Source organism: Arthrobacter wenxiniae (assembly GCF_013376105.1).
Taxonomy (GTDB): Bacteria; Actinomycetota; Actinomycetes; order Actinomycetales; family Micrococcaceae; genus Specibacter; species Specibacter wenxiniae.
Map to the genome: position 1 here is coordinate 24,079 of NZ_JAAMFM010000037.1, position 16,362 is coordinate 40,440.

The following is a 16,362-nucleotide window of genomic DNA, read 5'->3' on the forward strand; positions in this document are numbered from 1 at the left end:
ATTTCCGGCGGGCGCGTTTAGGCCTTGAAGCGCGGGAACGCGCTGCGGCCGGCGTACCTGGCGGCATCCTCGAGGTCTTCCTCGATGCGCAGCAGCTGGTTGTACTTGGCCACGCGCTCGGAGCGGGCGGGGGCGCCGGTCTTGATCTGGCCGGCGTTCGTGGCCACCGCGATGTCGGCGATGGTGGTGTCCTCGGTCTCGCCGGAGCGGTGCGAGGTGATGGTGGTGTAGCCGGCGCGCTGGGCCATGGACACGGCGTCCAGGGTCTCGGTCAGCGAACCGATCTGGTTGACCTTCACCAGCAGCGAGTTGGCGGTCTTGGACTCAATGCCGCGGGCCAGGCGTTCCGGGTTGGTGACGAACAGGTCGTCGCCCACGATCTGGACCTTGTCGCCGATGGCGTCGGTCAGGGTCTTCCAGCCCTCCCAGTCGTCCTCATCCAGGGGGTCCTCGATGGAGACCAGCGGGTAGTCGCGGACCAGCTCTTCGTAGTAGGCGCTCATCTCGGCAGCCGTGAGGGACTTGCCCTCGAACTGGTACGTGCCGTCCTTGAAGAACTCGGAGGAGGCAACGTCCAGCGCCAGGGCGACGTCCCTGCCGGCCTCGTAGCCCGCACGTTTGATGGCTTCGAGGATCAGGTCCAGGGCGGCACGGTTGGACGGCAGGTTCGGCGCAAAGCCGCCCTCGTCGCCCAGGCCGGTGGACAGGCCCTTTTCCTGCAGGACGGCCTTGAGGTTGTGGTAGACCTCGACGCCCCACCGCAGGCCCTCGGAAAAGGTGGAGGCGCCGAGCGGGACGACCATGAATTCCTGGATGTCGACGTCGGAATCGGCATGGGAACCGCCATTGAGGATGTTCATCAGCGGCACCGGCAGGACGTGCGCGTTGGGGCCGCCCAGGTAGCGGTACAGCGGCAGGTCCGCGGACACGGCGGCGGCGCTGGCCACGGCCAGGGAGACGCCCAGGATGGCGTTGGCGCCGAGCTTGCCCTTGTTGGGGGTGCCGTCCAGTTCCAGCATCATGGAGTCGATCAGGCGCTGTTCGGTGGCGTCGATGCCTTCAAGCTCGGGGGCGATTGCCTCCAGCACGGCCTCGACGGCCTGCAAGACGCCCTTGCCCTGGTAGCGGGCCATGTCGCCGTCACGGCGCTCCACGGCCTCGAAGGCTCCGGTCGATGCACCGGAGGGAACGCCCGCGCGGCCCACGGAGCCGTCAGCGAGAAGAACCTCGACCTCGACGGTCGGGTTGCCTCGGGAATCCAAAATTTCGCGTGCGTGAATGGCTTCAATAAGTGCCACGTATTGCTCCTTTTTTGAGCTTCAAGCGGATAAAGGTCGACCTCGCTGTCGGCACAATCCTAACCGGTCGCCGTGAGGGGGCACTCATTAATACGCCGGCGGGTTCCGCATGCCAAGGAGGCCGGTGGCGGCACATCCTGCCAGTTGGCTGGGAATCTTGCCGTGGGCTCTTGACATCCGAATATAGCGATCTATCGTTAACTATCGCTAAATGCACACAGAACAAGGCGGCATCCACCCCACCCGTGAAGCTCCACCGGCACCCCAGGCCCGGCCCGCTTCGTACCCCGGCCGTCCGTGCCTCCCCAGGGACCAGCACGTTCCGGCCACCCGATACACCAAACATTTTCCACAGACACATTCTCGACAGACCAGGAACCAACACCATGAACAGCAGCAACAACCCGCAGGGCAGTGAACCCGCGGGCCTTGGCCCGGACGACCCGCAGCCACTGGGATTCGGGGGCGAAGATTTCCCCCATCCGGGGCACGCTCCCGAGGACCACGGCCACGCACATGGCGACGGAGGCCACCACGGGCACCGCCACGGGTACGGCGGCCGCGTTGCCCCGGGATTCAGCGCCGGCTTTGGCCCGGGCTCCGGACCACGGGGCGGCGGCGCCCCGATGGGCGACGATGAGGACTTCGGGCCGCACCGCGGCTTCGGCCCAGGCTTCGGCCCAGGCAGGGGCCTTGGCCCCGGCTTCGGCGGCTTCGGCCCCGGATTCCGGGGCGGCTTTGGCCGGGGCGGGCGGGTCCGCAAGGGCAATGTCCGCAGCGCCATTCTGTCCCTGCTCAGCCAGCACAGCTACAACGGCTACAGCATGATCGGCGCCATCGCCACGCACACCGACGGCGCCTGGCGCCCCAGCCCCGGGTCAATCTACCCGGCACTGGCGGCGCTGCAGGCCGAGGGCCTGATCGAGTCGACCGGCAAGGGCAAGCGGACCGGATTTGAGCTGACGGAGGCCGGCCGCAGTTACGTCGCCGGGCACCCGGAGGAGATGGCGGCCGTCTGGGCCGACGTCAGCGAGGAGGCCGGCGCCGCCAGCGAGCTGCGCCGGAGCATCGGAAAGCTCATGGGCGCCGTCCACCAAATCGGCCAGGGGGGCACCGAGGAGCAGGTCAAGGCCGCCACTGCGGCCCTCGACACTGCCCGGCGCACCATTTACAAGCTCCTGGCCGAATAGCCCGCGCCGGCCGGATGCCGCCCGGCCGCGCAGGATGCCGGCCGGCCGCGCAGGATGCCGGCGGCGATCTGACCCCGCCAACGCAGGATCCAGGCACCGCACCGTCTTCCTGCGTGCGCTCACGCCGGTGCGCTCACGCCGGTGACGGGTGCTGCTCCTGATAACGGCGGACCGCCGTGCGGAGGGCCCGTTCGGCATCCAGGCCCCGGGCCGCCGCCGCACGTACGACGTCGAACAGCGCCTCCCCGAGCTCGTCTTCCGTTTGCGGTGGTCGCCCGCCTGGATCTCGGCAAGCCCGACCACCGGAGTTCCGGTCGCCCGCGCGCTCCAGCGTTTTCGCCGCCAGGGCCAGGGCGGGCAGCGAGCCTGGCAGTGAATCAAAGGCTGAGGCCGCGGTGGACCGCTCCCGTTCCTTTTCCGCGGCGTAGTTGTGTTCAATGGCCTCGATCGAGTCCGGGAACGACGGCTGGAGCGTGCCGTCGGCCCGGAACACGTGGCTGTTGCGCCGGACCAGCTTTTCTTCCAAGTGCCGGGCCACGTCGGCCAGTGTGAACCCGCCGGATTCCGACTGCAGCAGGGCATGCAGCACCACCTGGTAGAGGATGTCGCCGAGCTCGCCCTTGAGCGCGTCCACGTCGAGCTCGCCGGGCGCCTCCACCACTTCGGCGAGCTCGTACGATTCCTCCACCAGATACGCAATCAGCGAGCGGTGGGTCAGCGCCGCCGTCCACCGGCAGTGTTCCCGCAGCGCCGCCACCACGGCGGCCAGCCGCTCAACGGCGGCGCCGGCGCCGCCCACCGCCTCGGCCTGCGGATCAGTCCTCGTCATCACCGTCCAGCACGTCGTCGTAGCATTCGATGATGTAGTCGGCCAGCTGCTCGCGCGCCTCGATCGGCAGGAAGGCGGCGTGGACGGCGTTGAGCGTCAGCTCCAGCATGGTTTCCAGGTCGTAGCCGAACGTGTCGCGCAGCAGCTCGAACTCGCCCGTCAGCGTCGTCCCGCTCATGAGGCGGTTGTCGGTGTTGACCGTGACGTTGAAGCCGAGCTGGTGCAGCAGGTCGATGGGGTGCTCGGAGATCGTGGTGCCGAACGCGGCGATGGCGCCGGTCTGCAGGTTCGAGGACGGGCACAGCTCCAGCGGGATCTGGCGGTCGCGCACCCACTGGGCCAGGTCACCCAACGTGACCGTGCCGACGTCGTGCCCGTCCTCCTCCTGGACGTCCAGGTGGATGTCCTCGGCGATGCGCACGCCGTGGCCCAGGCGCAGGGCCCGTCCGTGGACCAGGGCGTCCTGGATGCTGTCCAGCCCGGCGGCCTCGCCGGCGTGCACGGTGGCGGGAAAGTTGTTTTCGGCCAGGTAGGTGAACGCCTCGGTGAAGCGGGAGGGCAGGAAGCCGTCCTCGGCCCCGGCAATGTCAAAGCCCACCACGCCGTTGTCGCGGTGGCGGACGGCCAGCTGGGCGATCTCGGAGCCGCGGTCGGCATGGCGCATGGCGGTGACCAACTGGCCCACCTCGATGTACCCCCCTGCCTCGTCCACGGCGTCCATGCCGGCTTCCAGGCCCTCCTGCACGGCCTCGACCACCTCGTCGAGCGACAGCCCCTTGCTGAGGTGCTGCTCGGGCGCCCAGCGCACCTCGCCGTACACCACGCCGTCGTCCGCGAGGTCCTCGACGAACTCGCGGGCCACGCGCACCAGGGCGTCGTGGGTCTGCATGACGGCGATGGTGTGGTCAAACGTTTCCAGGTAGCGCACCAGCGAGCCGGAGTCGGCCGAGTCCAGGAACCACTGGCGCAGTTCCTCAGGGTCGGTGGCGGGCAGCTCGTGGCCGGCCTCCGCCGCGAGCTCAATGATGGTGGCCGGGCGCAGGCCGCCGTCGAGGTGGTCGTGCAGGGATACCTTGGGCAGGGATTTCAGTTCCACGGGGGACTGTGTTTCGGGCTGCAGGTCTGAAGTTGGGTTAGTCACAGTCCCCACTTTAGGGATGCACGGCCCGTGCGCGCTACTTCGGGACGGTTGGATGCGCTACGGGCGTATCCCGGGTCCGCTCCGACACCCCGGGGGCGACGCCGGCCGCCGGCATCCCCGCCGCCGTCCCGGCCGCGGCCCCGGCCGTGAAGGGCGGGCCGTGGGTGCCGTGGGCACTAGTGGGGCCGTTGGGGGCGTGACCGCCGTGGGCGCCGTGCGCACCGTGCGGCCCGTGGGTGCCGGGGCCGCCTTGGGTGCCGGGGCCGCCTTGGGTGCCGGGGCCGCCGGGGCCGCCGGGGCCGCCTTGGGTGCCGGGGCCGCCGTCGGGCCCGGACGGGACGGCGTCCGGGGAAGCCGCGGGGGGCGCGGCCTGGGCCTCGGCCAATGCCCGTGCGGCCAGCTGGGCGGCCATGGTGCCGGGCGCCGGGCGGGGTGCCAGCCTGCCCCTCTTCTCGAACTGGCGGTGGAGGAGCTTCATGGCGTGGTCAACGATGAAACCGATGACGATCGCGAAGGCGATGGCAATGCCCACGCCCAGCAGCGGATTGTGGTGCACCCAGCGGCCGGCGACACGCCCCACCGAAGCCGAGTACACCACCCAAGTGAGCACCGCCACGCCGTCGAGCACCACAAACCGGCGCCACGGAAACCCGGTGGCGCCTGCCGTGAAGTTGACCGCAATGCGGCCCACGGGGATGTAGCGGGCCGTGAAGATGAGCATGGCCCCGCGCTTGTCCAGTTCGCGGCCCGCCCAGGCGAATGCCTTGGCGCCGCGAGGCCTGCGCATCCACTTGAAGCGGGTGGTGCCGAGCTTGTGGCCCAGAAAGTAGGCGATGTTGTCGCCGATCATGGCACCGACGGCGGCGCCGGCCATGAGCAGCCAAATGTTGGGGGAACCGGTGCGCAGCGAGATGGAAGCCAACGCCACAATGGCGGTTTCGCTGGGCAGGAAGAGGAAGAAGCCATCGATCAGGCAGAAGAGGCTGACCATGGGAATGACCCACCACTGCGCCGACGAGTGCGCAATGACATAGTTGATCTGATCGATGATGTGCAAAAAATCCACCGGGGATGGTTCCTCTCCTCTGGCGGGGTGCCACTCACTAGTTTCCCACGTCTGCCGGAGTCGCGGCATCCGTCTGGCGGCCTACATTCTGCCCGGCGTCCCGCCCCACGGGATGACAGCCCGACCCTCGGTTGCAAACGGGGCACATCCCCCCGACCCTCGGTTGCAAACGGGGCACATCCCCCCGACCCTCGGTTGCAAACGGGGCGTCCGGGGCCAGCCGGTCCCCTGCGGTGCGGGAGCGTCAGGAAAAAGTGCCCCGATTGCAACCGGGCGTCGGTGTTAGCTGATGCGGTCGATGATCAGCCTTGATGCCGGGCGGGAACCCTCCGGGGCTATCGTCACCGCGCCCTCCAGCGCCTCCTTGGCCCGGGCAAACCTCTCCGGGGAATCCGAAAGCAGCGTCATGAGCGGTTCGCCGGCGCGCACCAGGTCGCCGGGCTTGGCATGCATGCGCACGCCCGCCCCGGCCTGGACCACGTCCTCCTTGCGGGCCCGGCCGGCGCCGAGGCGCCACGCGGCGACGCCCACGGACAAGGCATCCAGGCCCACCAGCACGCCATCGGCCGGCGCGTAGACGACCTCGGATTCGCGGGCCGCCGGCAGCGCCGCGTCGGGGTCCCCGCCCTGGGCGGAGATCATCCGCCGCCACACGTCCATGGCCCGGCCGTCCTTCAGCGCCGCCGCCGGGTCCGCATCCCGCACTCCGGCCGCCTGAAGCATTTCCTCCGCGAGCCTCACGGTAAGTTCGACGACGTCTTCCGGGCCCCCGCCGGCCAGCACCTCCACCGATTCCTCCACCTCGATGGCGTTGCCGGCCGTCAGGCCCAGCGGCGTGGACATGTCGGTCAGCAGCGCCACCGTGTTGACGCCGGCGTCCTTGCCCAGCGCCACCATGGTTTCCGCGAGTTCGCGGGCCATCTCGATGCTCTTCATGAACGCCCCGGAACCCACCTTGACGTCCAGCACCAGGGCGCCGGTGCCCTCGGCGATCTTCTTGCTCATGATCGAGGAGGCGATCAGGGGGATGGCCTCCACCGTGCCCGTGACGTCGCGCAGGGCGTACAGCTTCTTGTCCGCCGGCGCCAGTCCGGCGCCGGCGGCGCAGATCACGGCGCCCACCTCGGACAGCTGGCGCATCATCTCCTCGTTGCTGAGGTCGGCGCGCCAACCGGGGATGGCCTCGAGCTTGTCCAGCGTGCCGCCCGTGTGGCCCAGCCCGCGGCCGGACAGCTGCGGAACCGCCACGCCGAACACGGCCACCAGAGGGGCCAGCGGCAGGGTGATCTTGTCCCCCACGCCGCCGGTGGAATGCTTGTCCGTGGTGGCCATGGGCGCCCCGGCGGGGGTGCGCAGCGAGGCAAAGTCCATCCGCTCCCCCGAATTGATCATGGCGGTGGTCCATTGCGCGATCTCCGCCCGGTCCATGCCGTTGAGCAGGATGGCCATGTTCAGGGCGGCCATCTGTTCGTCCGCGATGGCGCCGCGCGTGTAGGCGTCAATGGTCCAGGCGACCTGGTCGGCGCTGAGGGTGCCGCGGTCCCGCTTGATCCGGATGATGTCAACGGCGTCGAAGGCCGGGCCGGTGTAGACGTGTGCACTCATGATTGATTCTCCAGATTCTCCGGGCCAAAGGCGTCCGGCAGTACTTGATCCATGGTCCGGACCCCGCTGCCGGTCATCAGCACCATGCCGGGGGCCCGGAACTCATACAACAGCTGGCGGCAGCGCCCGCACGGCATGAGCACGGCGCCGGCCGCATCCACGCAATAGAAGGCGCGGATGCGGCCGCCGCCGCCCATCTGCAGGGCGCCCACCATGGTGCATTCGGCGCAAAGGGTCAGCCCGTAGCTGGCGTTTTCCACATTGCAGCCTGACACCACCCGCCCGTCATCGAGCAGGGCGGCGGCGCCCACCGGGAACTTTGAGTAGGGCGCATAGGCGTGGCCCATGGCCGCCGTGGCCGCGGCGTGCAGCGCCTCCCAGTCGATCGTGTCCATCGGGATCTCCTAGCCCTTGATGTACGGTTCGCCGTCGGCGGCCGGCGCGCGGGACTTGCCCACGAACCCGGAGACGGCCAGGATGGTCAGCGCGTAGGGCAGCATGGCCAGGAACTGTCCGTCGATGGGGGTGCCGGCCAGCGAGAGGATGCTTTGCAGGTTGCCGGCGACTCCGAACAGCAGGGCCGCCAGGGCCGCACCGATCGGGTTCCAGCGGCCAAAGATCAGCGCGGCGAGCGCGATGAAGCCCAGGCCGCCGGTCATGTCCTTGCTGAAGCTGCTGACGGCCACCAGCGTGAAGTAGGCGCCGCCGACGCCGGCCACGGCCCCGCCGGCCAGCACGTTCAGGAAGCGGGTGCGGTTGACGTTGATGCCCACGGTGTCGGCCGCCTTGGGGTGTTCGCCCACGGCCCGGATCCGCAGGCCCCAGCGGGTGCGGAACAGCCCGAACCAGATGCCGGCCACCAGCACCAGCATGAGGTAGCCGATGATGGACTGGCGGAACAGGGTGGGCCCGATGACAGGGATCTGGGACAGCAGCGGGATGGGCAGGTCCGGCAGCTGGGCCGGCTGGTTGTAGATGGTGGCGCCGTCCACCTTGATCTTCATGATCTTTTCAAACAGGAACCCGGTCAGCCCGGAGACCAGGACGTTGAGGACCACCCCCACAATGATCTGGTTGACCACGTACTTGATGCTGAACGCGGCCAGCAGGAAGGAGACCAGCACGCCGGCCACGGCCGCGGCGAACAGGCCCGCATAGGCGTTGTGCGTGATGGAGGAAACCAGCGAGGCCGTGAAGGCGCCCGCCAGGAGCTGGCCCTCAATGGCGATGTTCACCACGCCGGAGCGCTCACAGAGCACGCCGGACAGCGAGCCGAACACCAGCGGCGTGGTGATGAGCATGGCGCCGGTGAACAGGCCCACCAGGGTGATGTTCTGCGTCTTGGTGCCGCCGATGATCCACACGAGCAGGCCGACGACGAAGGCGACGGTGAATGTCATGCTCACCCAGTTGTCGATGCGGCCCCCGTTCCTCATCTGCTGGTAGGCGCGCGCCGCGAGCAGGACACAGAGGATGGCAACGACGACGCCGAACACCTTGGCGGGGACGGCCAGGTCCGGCACCTGCCAGGCGTCGCCCTCCTGCGAGATGCGGAAGGTCGCCTGGCCGGAGGGCCCCAGCACCACAAAGACGACGACGGCGAACAGGGCCAGCAGGCCGAACAGGATGGGCAGCTTCCAGCTGCGGACGGCGACGCGGTCTACCGCCTTTGACGGCGAGATGTTGGCTGTGACGCTCATGCGCTGGCTCCTTCACGGCGGGCGGCCTTGATGCGGAAGATGGAGCGGATCAAGGGCGGGGCGGCGATGAACAGCACGATCAGTGACTGCACCACCGCAACAATGTCAATGGAAACGTCGGCGTTGACCGCCATGGAGGTGCCGCCGGCCTTGAACGCCCCGAACAGCAGTGCGGCAAAGAACGTGCCCCACGGCTTGGAGCGGCCCAGCAGCGCCACGGTGATGGCGTCGAAGCCGATGCTTCCGGCAATTTCGGAGTCGAGGGACTTTTCGGTGCCGGCAATTTGGGCCACGCCCGCCAGGCCCGCCAACGCGCCGGAGATCAGCATGACGGTGATGTAGCCGCGCGAGACAAGCATCCCGGCGGTCCGTGCGGCCTTGGGGTTGGCGCCAATGGCGCGGTATTCAAAGCCGAGGGTGGAGCGGTTGAGCAGCCAGGCGACGCCGATGACCGCCAGGATGGCGACGATGAGGCCGGCATGGACGCGGAAATTGGGGCCCAGCAGCAGCGGGAACACGGCATTGCCGTCCATCTGCGGGCTGATCGGGTTGGTGCTGTTGGGGTCCTTGAGCTGGTTCTTCAGCAGGTACAGGACCAGTGAGATGGCAATGTAGTTGAGCATGATCGTCACGATCACCTCGTGCGCGCCGGTTCGGGCCTTGAGGAAGCCGGCAATGCCGCCCCAGATGGCGCCGCCGATGGCGCCGGCCAGGATGACCGCCGGCAGGTGGATGGCGGGCGGCAGGTGCATGCCGAAGCCCACGGCCCCGGCGAAGGTGGCGCCAAGGATGATCTGGCCCTGCGCGCCAATGTTGAACAGGCCGGCGCGGAACGCCAGCGTCACGGCCAGGCCGGAGAGTATCAGCGGCGTGGCGAAGGTCAGGGTCTCAAAAATGCCCAGCTGTCCCTGCCAGGTGCGGGCCGTGGGGTCGTAGGTGGCTCCGCGCCACAGGGCGCCATAGGCCTCGGAGACCGAGGACCAGATGGCGGACAGCGTGGCCGCGGGATCGGCAAAAAAGTAGCCTGCCGCGGCGGTGACGCGCGGGTCTGTGACGGCGATCAGGATGCCGCCGATGACCAGGGCCACGACGACGGCCAGCACGGAGATCACGGCGTTGCCGGCCATGATTTCGCGGATGACCTGCGAGCCCTGGCTCTCCTTGGCCGGTGGCGTGGGTTCCTTGACGGTCTGGGTCTCGCTCACGGGAGTTCTCCTTCGCTCTGTCCGGCAGTGCCTGCGGCGGGGGCGTCCAGCTGTGCCCGCGCCTCGTCGGCGGGCAGCCCTGCCATCATCAGGCCCAGCAGCTCACGGCTGGATTTTCCGGGCACAATGCCCATGAGCCGGCCGGCAAACAGCACGGCGATGCGGTCGCCGAGTTCAAGCACCTCGTCCAGCTCGGTCGAGACGATGACGACGGGGGTGCCGGCGTCGCGCTCGGCCACGATGCGCTTGTGCAGGAACTCGATGGAGCCCACATCCACGCCGCGGGTGGGCTGGGCGGCGATGAACAGCTTCAGCGGCCGGGCCAGTTCGCGGGCCAGCACCACCTTTTGCTGGTTGCCGCCGGACAGGGTGTCCGCCGCGTCCTGCGCGGACTGGGTGCGGACGTCGAACTCGGCGACCTTTTCCTCGGCGTTCCTTGCAATGACGGCGCGGTTCATGGAGCCAAACCGCGAATACGGTTCCTTGGTGTACAGGTCCAGGACCAGGTTCTCGGCAATGGAGAACTCCCCCACCAGGCCGTCGTCCTGCCGGTCCTCGGGGACAAAGCCCACGCCTGCGTCGAGCACCTGTCGGACGCTGCGGCCCACCAGCTCCTTCCCGTCCAGCATGATGGATCCCATGACGTGCTTTTGCAGGCCCAGGACGGCCTCGGTCAGCTCGGTCTGGCCGTTGCCCTGGACGCCGGCGACGGCGAGGATCTCGCCGTCCGACACGGAGAAGGTGACGTCGTCCAGGAGGCGCTGGCCGGCGTCGTTCATCACTGTCAGGTTGGTGACCTTGAAGGTCTCATCGCCGGGTGTGGCGTCGGCCTTGTCCAGGGTGAGGTTGACGGCGCGGCCCACCATCATGGAGGCCAGCTCGGTGGTGGCGGCGGAGGGGTCGGCCGAGCCCACCACCTTGCCGCGGCGGATCACGGTGATGGTGTCGGAGATCGCCTTCACCTCGCGCAGCTTGTGGGAGATGAACACGATGGACGTGCCGCCGGCCTTCAGCTGGCCCATGATGTCCATGAGTTCGTCGGTTTCCCGGGGGGTGAGCACGGCGGTGGGCTCGTCCAGGATCAGGATCCTGGCGTTGCGGACCAGCGCCTTGATGATTTCCACGCGCTGCTGCACGCCCACGGGCAGTTCCTCCACGAGCGCGTCGGGGTCCACGTGGAAGCCGAAGCGGGAGGAGATTTCGCGGATCTTGCGGCGGGTGGCCTCCAGGTCGAGGATGCCGGCAAAGCCGGTGGATTCCCCGCCGAGGGCCACGTTCTCCGCCACGGTGAACACGGGGACAAGCATGAAGTGCTGGTGGACCATGCCGATCCCGGCGGCCATGGCGTCGGCCGGGCCGGAGAACTTCACGGGTTTGTCGTCAATGAGAATTTCGCCGGCCGTGGGTTCATGGAGGCCGTACAGGACGTTCATGAGGGTGGACTTGCCGGCGCCGTTTTCGCCCAGGAGGCTGTGAATCTCACCCGACTCAACCACCAGGTCTATGTGGTCGTTGGCTACGAGGGCACCAAAACTTTTGGTGATGCCCCTGAGTTCAAGTTTCAAGGATTTAACCCGTCTACGTCAGAATTCATGCGGAAAAAAGTGGGGGGCCAAACGAACTGTTGCGCCGTACCGCCAGCCAGTGCTGTCGTTACGGCGCAACAGTTTGTGTGGAGAGCTGCCTGCCTACTTGGGGCTGGACTTCGACTCCACCTTGATGGAGCCGTCGATGATGCCCTTCTTGATGGTGTCGAGCTGGCTCTTGGTGTCGGCGCTGACGGCCGAATCCAGGTCGTGGAACGGGGCCATGGCCACGCCGCCGTTATCCAGTGTGCCGACGTACGGGGTGGCGCTGTACTTGCCGGCAAGGTCGTCCTTGACAATGGTCTCCACCGCGTCGCCCATGGTCTTGATGACCGAGGTCAGCAGGATGGACTTGTACGTGGGGGCCGTGAGGTAGCCGTCCGAGTCAACCCAGACCAGCTTGACGTCCTTGCCGCCCTTGTTGGCGGCCAGGATGGCGTCGCCGGCACCCTTGCCGAGCGGGCCGGCGACGGGCATGACCACGTCGGCGCCTTCCCCGATCAGGTTGTTGGTGGCCTTGGTGCCTTCCTGGATGATGTCGAAGGTGTTCGCGAACAGGCCCTGCTGGGTGCCCACGTTCCAGCCCAGCACCTGGACGTTCTTGGACTGCTGCTTGTTGTAGTAGGCAACGCCCTCGGCAAAGCCGTCCATGAAGATGGTGACCGTCGGGATGTTGATGCCGCCAAAGGTGCCGACCTTGCCGGTCTTGGAGACCGAAGCTGCCGTGTAGCCGGCCAGGAAAGCGGCCTGGGCCGTGTCGTAGACAATCGGCTTGACGTTGGGCAGCTTGATGGAGTTGTCATCGATGATGGCAAAGTGCAGCTTGGGGTCCGCCGTGGCAACCTTCTTGGTGGCATCGGCCAGCAGGAAGCCGACCGTGAACGTGAGGTTGCAGCCTGCGTTGGCCATCTGGTTCAGGTTCGGCTCGAAGTCGGCCTTGGTGGTGGACTGGGCCTCCTTCATCTTGATGCCCGTGTCGGCGACCGTCTTCTTCAGGCCCTCGTAGGAGGACTGGTTGAAGGACTGGTCGTCGAATCCGCCGGAGTCCGAGACGATGCAGCCGAGGTAGTTGGCTGCCGCGGCATTGCCGCTGGTGCTGCCGCCGCCGCCGGCGGGTGCCGGGGCCTGGCCGCAGCCGGTGAGCAGGAGCGCCATTGCTCCCAGGGCCACGGTTCCGACCGTGGCCCCGCGCTTGAACGTGCCCGTGATGTGGTTTTTCAAAGGTTCCTCCATAAGGGTTAAAAGCGCATGGCCACCCCCCGGCCGCCTGCGCAGTGCTAGACAACACACTAATGGGAGATACTACCGCCCGGTAGCCCGATGCGCGCCGCGGCGGGGCATCGTTGGGGAACCGTTACCAACGCGTGCGGCTACGGCAGGGTGACCACCATCTTGCCCGTGTTGGCGCCGCGCATCAGCTCGAGGAACGCGTGCGGCGCATTTTCCAGCCCGGCCACCACGGTTTCGTCGAAGCGGACGGTTCCCGCCGCCAGCCAGCCCGCCATTTTCGCCGCAAATTCGCCGGCGAGGTCCTGGTGGGATCCGACCAAGAAACCCCGCAGCGTGAGCTGCTTGCCGATGGCGGTGGCCAGGTTCCGCGGGGCTGTGGGGGCCTCGGTGCTGTTGTAGGCCGAGATGGCGCCGCACAGGGCGATGCGTCCAAACGGGTTCATCACGGCGATCGCCGCCTCCAGCTGTTCGCCGCCCACATTGTCAAAGTAGACGTCGATTCCGGAGCCCTCCCCCAGGACGCCGCGCAGCAGCTGCTTCGCCGGGCCGTCGTGGTAGTTGAAGGCCGCGTCGAAGCCGAGCCCGAGCAGGTGCGCCACCTTCTCCGGCGAGCCGGCGCTGCCGACGACGCGCCCGGCCCCCAGCGCCTTGGCGATCTGGCCCACGAGCGATCCCACGGCCCCTGCCGCGCCGGAGACAAACACAGCGTCCCCGGGTGTGAACGCCGCCACCCGGGTCAGCCCCGCGTAGGCGGTCAGGCCGGTCATGCCAAGCGCGCCAAGGAACGCCGTGGGCGGGGCCAGCGAGGGATCCACCTTCCTGGTGGCCGTGGCCGGGAGCACCGCGTAGTCACGCCACCCGAGTCCATGGACGACGACGTCCCCCTCCTTGCGCCCGTCGCTCCTGGACGCCACCACCTCACCCACGGCGCCGCCGTCGAGCGCGGCATCCAGGGCGAAGGGGGCGCTGTAGGACCTGGCGTCGTTCATCCGCCCGCGCATGTAGGGGTCCACGCTCATGGCCAGGTTGCGCACCAGGACCTGGCCGTCACCCAGCTCGGGGACCGGCTTTTCAACGAGCCGGAAGTTTTCGGGGACGGGCCAGCCGTGGGGGCGGGAGGCGAGCTGGATTTCGCGGGACGTCAGGGCGCTCATGCTGCGGCTTCTTCCGTGGCGAGGGTCAGCTCGACGTCGACGTTGCCGCGGGTCGCGTTGGAATAGGGGCAGGCCTGGTGGGCCTTTTCCACGAGGGCCGCGGCCTCTTCCGCGCCAAGCTCGGGCAGTGAGATCTCCAGGCGGACGGAGATGCCGAACGCCCCCTTGCCGATGGCTCCGAGGTCCACTTCGGCACGGACCGAGGAGCCGGTGACGTCCGCCTTGGCGCGCCGGGCCACCAGGCGCAGGGCCGAGTGGAAGCATGCGGCGTAGCCGGCGGCGAAGAGCTGCTCCGGGTTGGTGCCGCTGCCGCTGCCGCCCATTTCGGCGGGCGCGGCGAGGTCCACGACGAGCCTTCCGTCGTCGGTGCGGGCCTGGCCGTCTCGTCCGTCTCCGGTGGCGAGGGCGCGGGCGGTGTACAAGGCGCTCATGGGGATTCCTTCGGTTTGTTTGGCTTTTTGGCTATTTGACGTGGGCCTGCAGGGCATCGGTGTACCTGGCCAGCGTGCTGTTCAGCTGCTCGACCTCGGCGCGCGTCAGGCCGGCGGCCGCGGCGATTTGCGCGGGAACCCTGGCGGCCTGTTCGCGGAGCGCCGCGCCGCGGGCGGTGAGGTGCACGGCCACCCGGCGTTCGTCGTCGGGCGCTCGCCGGCGCTCCAGCAGGCCTGCGGACTCCAGGCGCTTGAGCAGCGGGGACAGCGTGCCGGAATCAAGCTGGAGCTCCTCCCCCAGTTCCCGGACGGAGGCGCCGTCACGCTCCCACAGCAGCAGCATGACCAGGTACTGCGGGTAGGTCAGGCCCAGCTCCTGGAGGAGGGGGCGGTAGACGGCGGTGGCCGCGCGGGAAGCTGCGTACAGGGAGAAGCAGACTTGGCGCTTGAGGATGCTGCGTTCGGACATGGCCACAGCCTACCCCTGTTTTTGGTTGTGCACAACTAAATTGTGCACAACTTGACAAGGCCCGCCCCGCAGACCGGTTGGAGCTGATCCCCAAGGAGGGGGGGATCAAGTCCAACCTCAACAATGAGGGCGGTGGTTGTCGCCAACTCCGCGGAGGGTCAGGCGGCGCGCAGGGTCCGCAGGGCCGCGGCCGTCAGGACGCGGATGCCCACGGCGAGGGCGCGCTCGTCTGCAATGTAGTCGCCGCGGTGGAGGTCGTATTCCTCGCCGCCGGGGACATGGGTGCCCAGGCGCATCAACGAGCCCGGGACCCCCTGCAGGAACCAGGCAAAGTCCTCCCCGCCCATGGACTGCGGGGCCAGGACCACGGAGTCCTCGCCCAGTTCGGCACGGGCGGCGGCCTCGATGATCGCCGTTTCATGTTCGGAGTTGACCACCGGCGGCACGCCGCGGGTGTGTTCCAGTTGCACGTCCACGCCATAGGGTGCCGCCACCTGCTGGACCACCGCGTCCAGCAGTTCACCGGCTGCATGCCAGGCCTCGCGGTCCAGGCAGCGCATGGTGCCGCTCATGACGCCGTGGCCGGGGATCGCGTTCGGCGCCGAGCCTGCGCTGATCTGGCCCCACACCATGGACACGCCGCTGCGCACGTCCACGCGGCGGGACAGCACGGCCGGGACGTTGATGGCGATCTGGGCCAGCGCGAAAACCAGGTCCTCGGTCAGGTGCGGGCGCGAGCTGTGGCCGCCGCGGCCCGTCAGTTCGATCTTGATGGTGTCCGAGGCGCTCGTGATGGGCCCGATCCGGGTGCCGATCCTGCCCACTTCAATGCGGGGGTCGCAGTGCAGCGCCAGGATGCGCGGCACGCCGTCGAGTGCGCCCTGGTCGATGCAGGCCAGCGCGCCGCCGGGCAGGGTTTCCTCGGCGGGCTGGAAGATGATGCGGACCGTGCCGCCAAGCGGCTTGTCATTGTGCATCCGGGAAAGGACCAGCGCGATGCCCAGCATGGTGGCGGTGTGGATGTCGTGGCCGCAGCCGTGGGTCACCCCGTGGTTGCGGGAGGCAAAGGGCAGCCCGGTCTCCTCGATGATGGGCAGGGCGTCAATGTCCCCGCGCAACGCCGTCGCAATGGGGCCCTCCCCCACGTCAACAATGACGCCGGTCCCGTCCAGGCGGCGCGGCGAGAGTCCGGCGGCGGCGAGGCGGTCGTAGATGGCCGCGGTGGTGCGGTGCTCCTGGAACGACAGTTCGGGGTGGGCATGCAGCTCGCGCCGGAATGCGGTGACCTCGTCGATCAGCGGCTCGAGCCAGGGACTGACCAATTCCGTAGGTTCTGTTTCCAGCGAATAGTTGCGCACAACACAAACTTTAGCCATGTCGCCGTGCCGGGGCGTCATTGGCGGTCGCCGCGTTACGCGCCGCCCCGGCCGGCACGCTGACCGGCTGACCGGCAGAGCC

15 protein-coding genes are annotated in these 16,362 nt (G+C 68.3%); 1 reads left to right on the forward strand and 14 read right to left on the reverse strand.

The features are described from left to right. Positions 1–17 precede the first annotated feature (17 nt). Entirely contained in the window at positions 18–1,298 is a 1,281-nt protein-coding gene (gene eno / locus G6034_RS17525; RefSeq protein ID WP_176636395.1) for a phosphopyruvate hydratase, read from the reverse strand. A 386-nt stretch (positions 1,299–1,684) separates the two neighbouring features. Here eno and G6034_RS17530 point away from each other — a divergent pair, with 386 nt between their 5' ends. Further along, positions 1,685–2,488 (forward strand): PadR family transcriptional regulator, encoded by an 804-nt coding sequence (locus tag G6034_RS17530; RefSeq protein ID WP_176636396.1) that lies wholly within the window; start codon positions 1,685–1,687, stop codon positions 2,486–2,488. Positions 2,489–2,621: 133 nt separating this feature from the next. On the opposite strand, the gene G6034_RS17535 is transcribed toward G6034_RS17530, so the two are convergent. The 13 genes from G6034_RS17535 to G6034_RS17595 form a co-directional block, all read right to left on the reverse strand. Next, positions 2,622–3,317 carry a MazG nucleotide pyrophosphohydrolase domain-containing protein gene (locus G6034_RS17535; RefSeq protein WP_176636397.1) on the reverse strand — a complete coding sequence of 232 codons (696 nt, stop codon included), beginning with the start codon at positions 3,315–3,317 and terminating at the stop codon, positions 2,622–2,624. Then, positions 3,304–4,458, reverse strand: coding sequence for an adenosine deaminase (locus tag G6034_RS17540; RefSeq protein ID WP_343038146.1), 1,155 nt, complete (start codon positions 4,456–4,458; stop codon positions 3,304–3,306). The genes G6034_RS17535 and G6034_RS17540 overlap by 14 nt, the downstream gene beginning before the upstream one ends. Before the next feature lie 34 nt (positions 4,459–4,492). Then, a complete protein-coding gene (locus G6034_RS19980) occupies positions 4,493–5,524 on the reverse strand; it encodes a DedA family protein (RefSeq protein ID WP_343038147.1) in 1,032 nt (343 codons plus the stop codon). Between the two features lie 282 nt (positions 5,525–5,806). Continuing rightward, complete coding sequence (locus G6034_RS17550) at positions 5,807–7,129, reverse strand: thymidine phosphorylase (RefSeq protein WP_176636398.1); 1,323 nt, start codon at positions 7,127–7,129, stop codon at positions 5,807–5,809. Then, entirely contained in the window at positions 7,126–7,524 is a 399-nt protein-coding gene (locus tag G6034_RS17555) for a cytidine deaminase (protein WP_176636399.1), read from the reverse strand. Before G6034_RS17555 ends, G6034_RS17550 begins: the two co-directional genes overlap by 4 nt. Before the next feature lie 9 nt (positions 7,525–7,533). Further along, complete coding sequence (locus G6034_RS17560; protein ID WP_176636400.1) at positions 7,534–8,829, reverse strand: ABC transporter permease; 1,296 nt, start codon at positions 8,827–8,829, stop codon at positions 7,534–7,536. Further along, a complete protein-coding gene (locus G6034_RS17565) occupies positions 8,826–10,034 on the reverse strand; it encodes an ABC transporter permease (RefSeq protein ID WP_343038148.1) in 1,209 nt (402 codons plus the stop codon). Before G6034_RS17565 ends, G6034_RS17560 begins: the two co-directional genes overlap by 4 nt. After that, complete coding sequence (locus G6034_RS17570; protein ID WP_176636401.1) at positions 10,031–11,599, reverse strand: ABC transporter ATP-binding protein; 1,569 nt, start codon at positions 11,597–11,599, stop codon at positions 10,031–10,033. Before G6034_RS17570 ends, G6034_RS17565 begins: the two co-directional genes overlap by 4 nt. 123 nt (positions 11,600–11,722) lie before the next feature. Next, entirely contained in the window at positions 11,723–12,841 is a 1,119-nt protein-coding gene (locus G6034_RS17575) for a BMP family lipoprotein (protein ID WP_425485544.1), read from the reverse strand. 149 nt (positions 12,842–12,990) lie between these two features. After that, entirely contained in the window at positions 12,991–14,004 is a 1,014-nt protein-coding gene (locus G6034_RS17580; protein ID WP_176636403.1) for an NADP-dependent oxidoreductase, read from the reverse strand. Beyond that, positions 14,001–14,435, reverse strand: a complete 435-nt coding sequence (locus G6034_RS17585) for an organic hydroperoxide resistance protein (RefSeq protein WP_176636404.1) — start codon at positions 14,433–14,435, stop codon at positions 14,001–14,003. Before G6034_RS17585 ends, G6034_RS17580 begins: the two co-directional genes overlap by 4 nt. Before the next feature lie 31 nt (positions 14,436–14,466). Further along, positions 14,467–14,904 carry a MarR family winged helix-turn-helix transcriptional regulator gene (locus G6034_RS17590; protein ID WP_176636405.1) on the reverse strand — a complete coding sequence of 146 codons (438 nt, stop codon included), beginning with the start codon at positions 14,902–14,904 and terminating at the stop codon, positions 14,467–14,469. Positions 14,905–15,062: 158 nt separating this feature from the next. Then, positions 15,063–16,262 (reverse strand): amidohydrolase, encoded by a 1,200-nt coding sequence (locus tag G6034_RS17595; RefSeq protein ID WP_176636406.1) that lies wholly within the window; start codon positions 16,260–16,262, stop codon positions 15,063–15,065. Positions 16,263–16,362 lie beyond the last annotated feature (100 nt).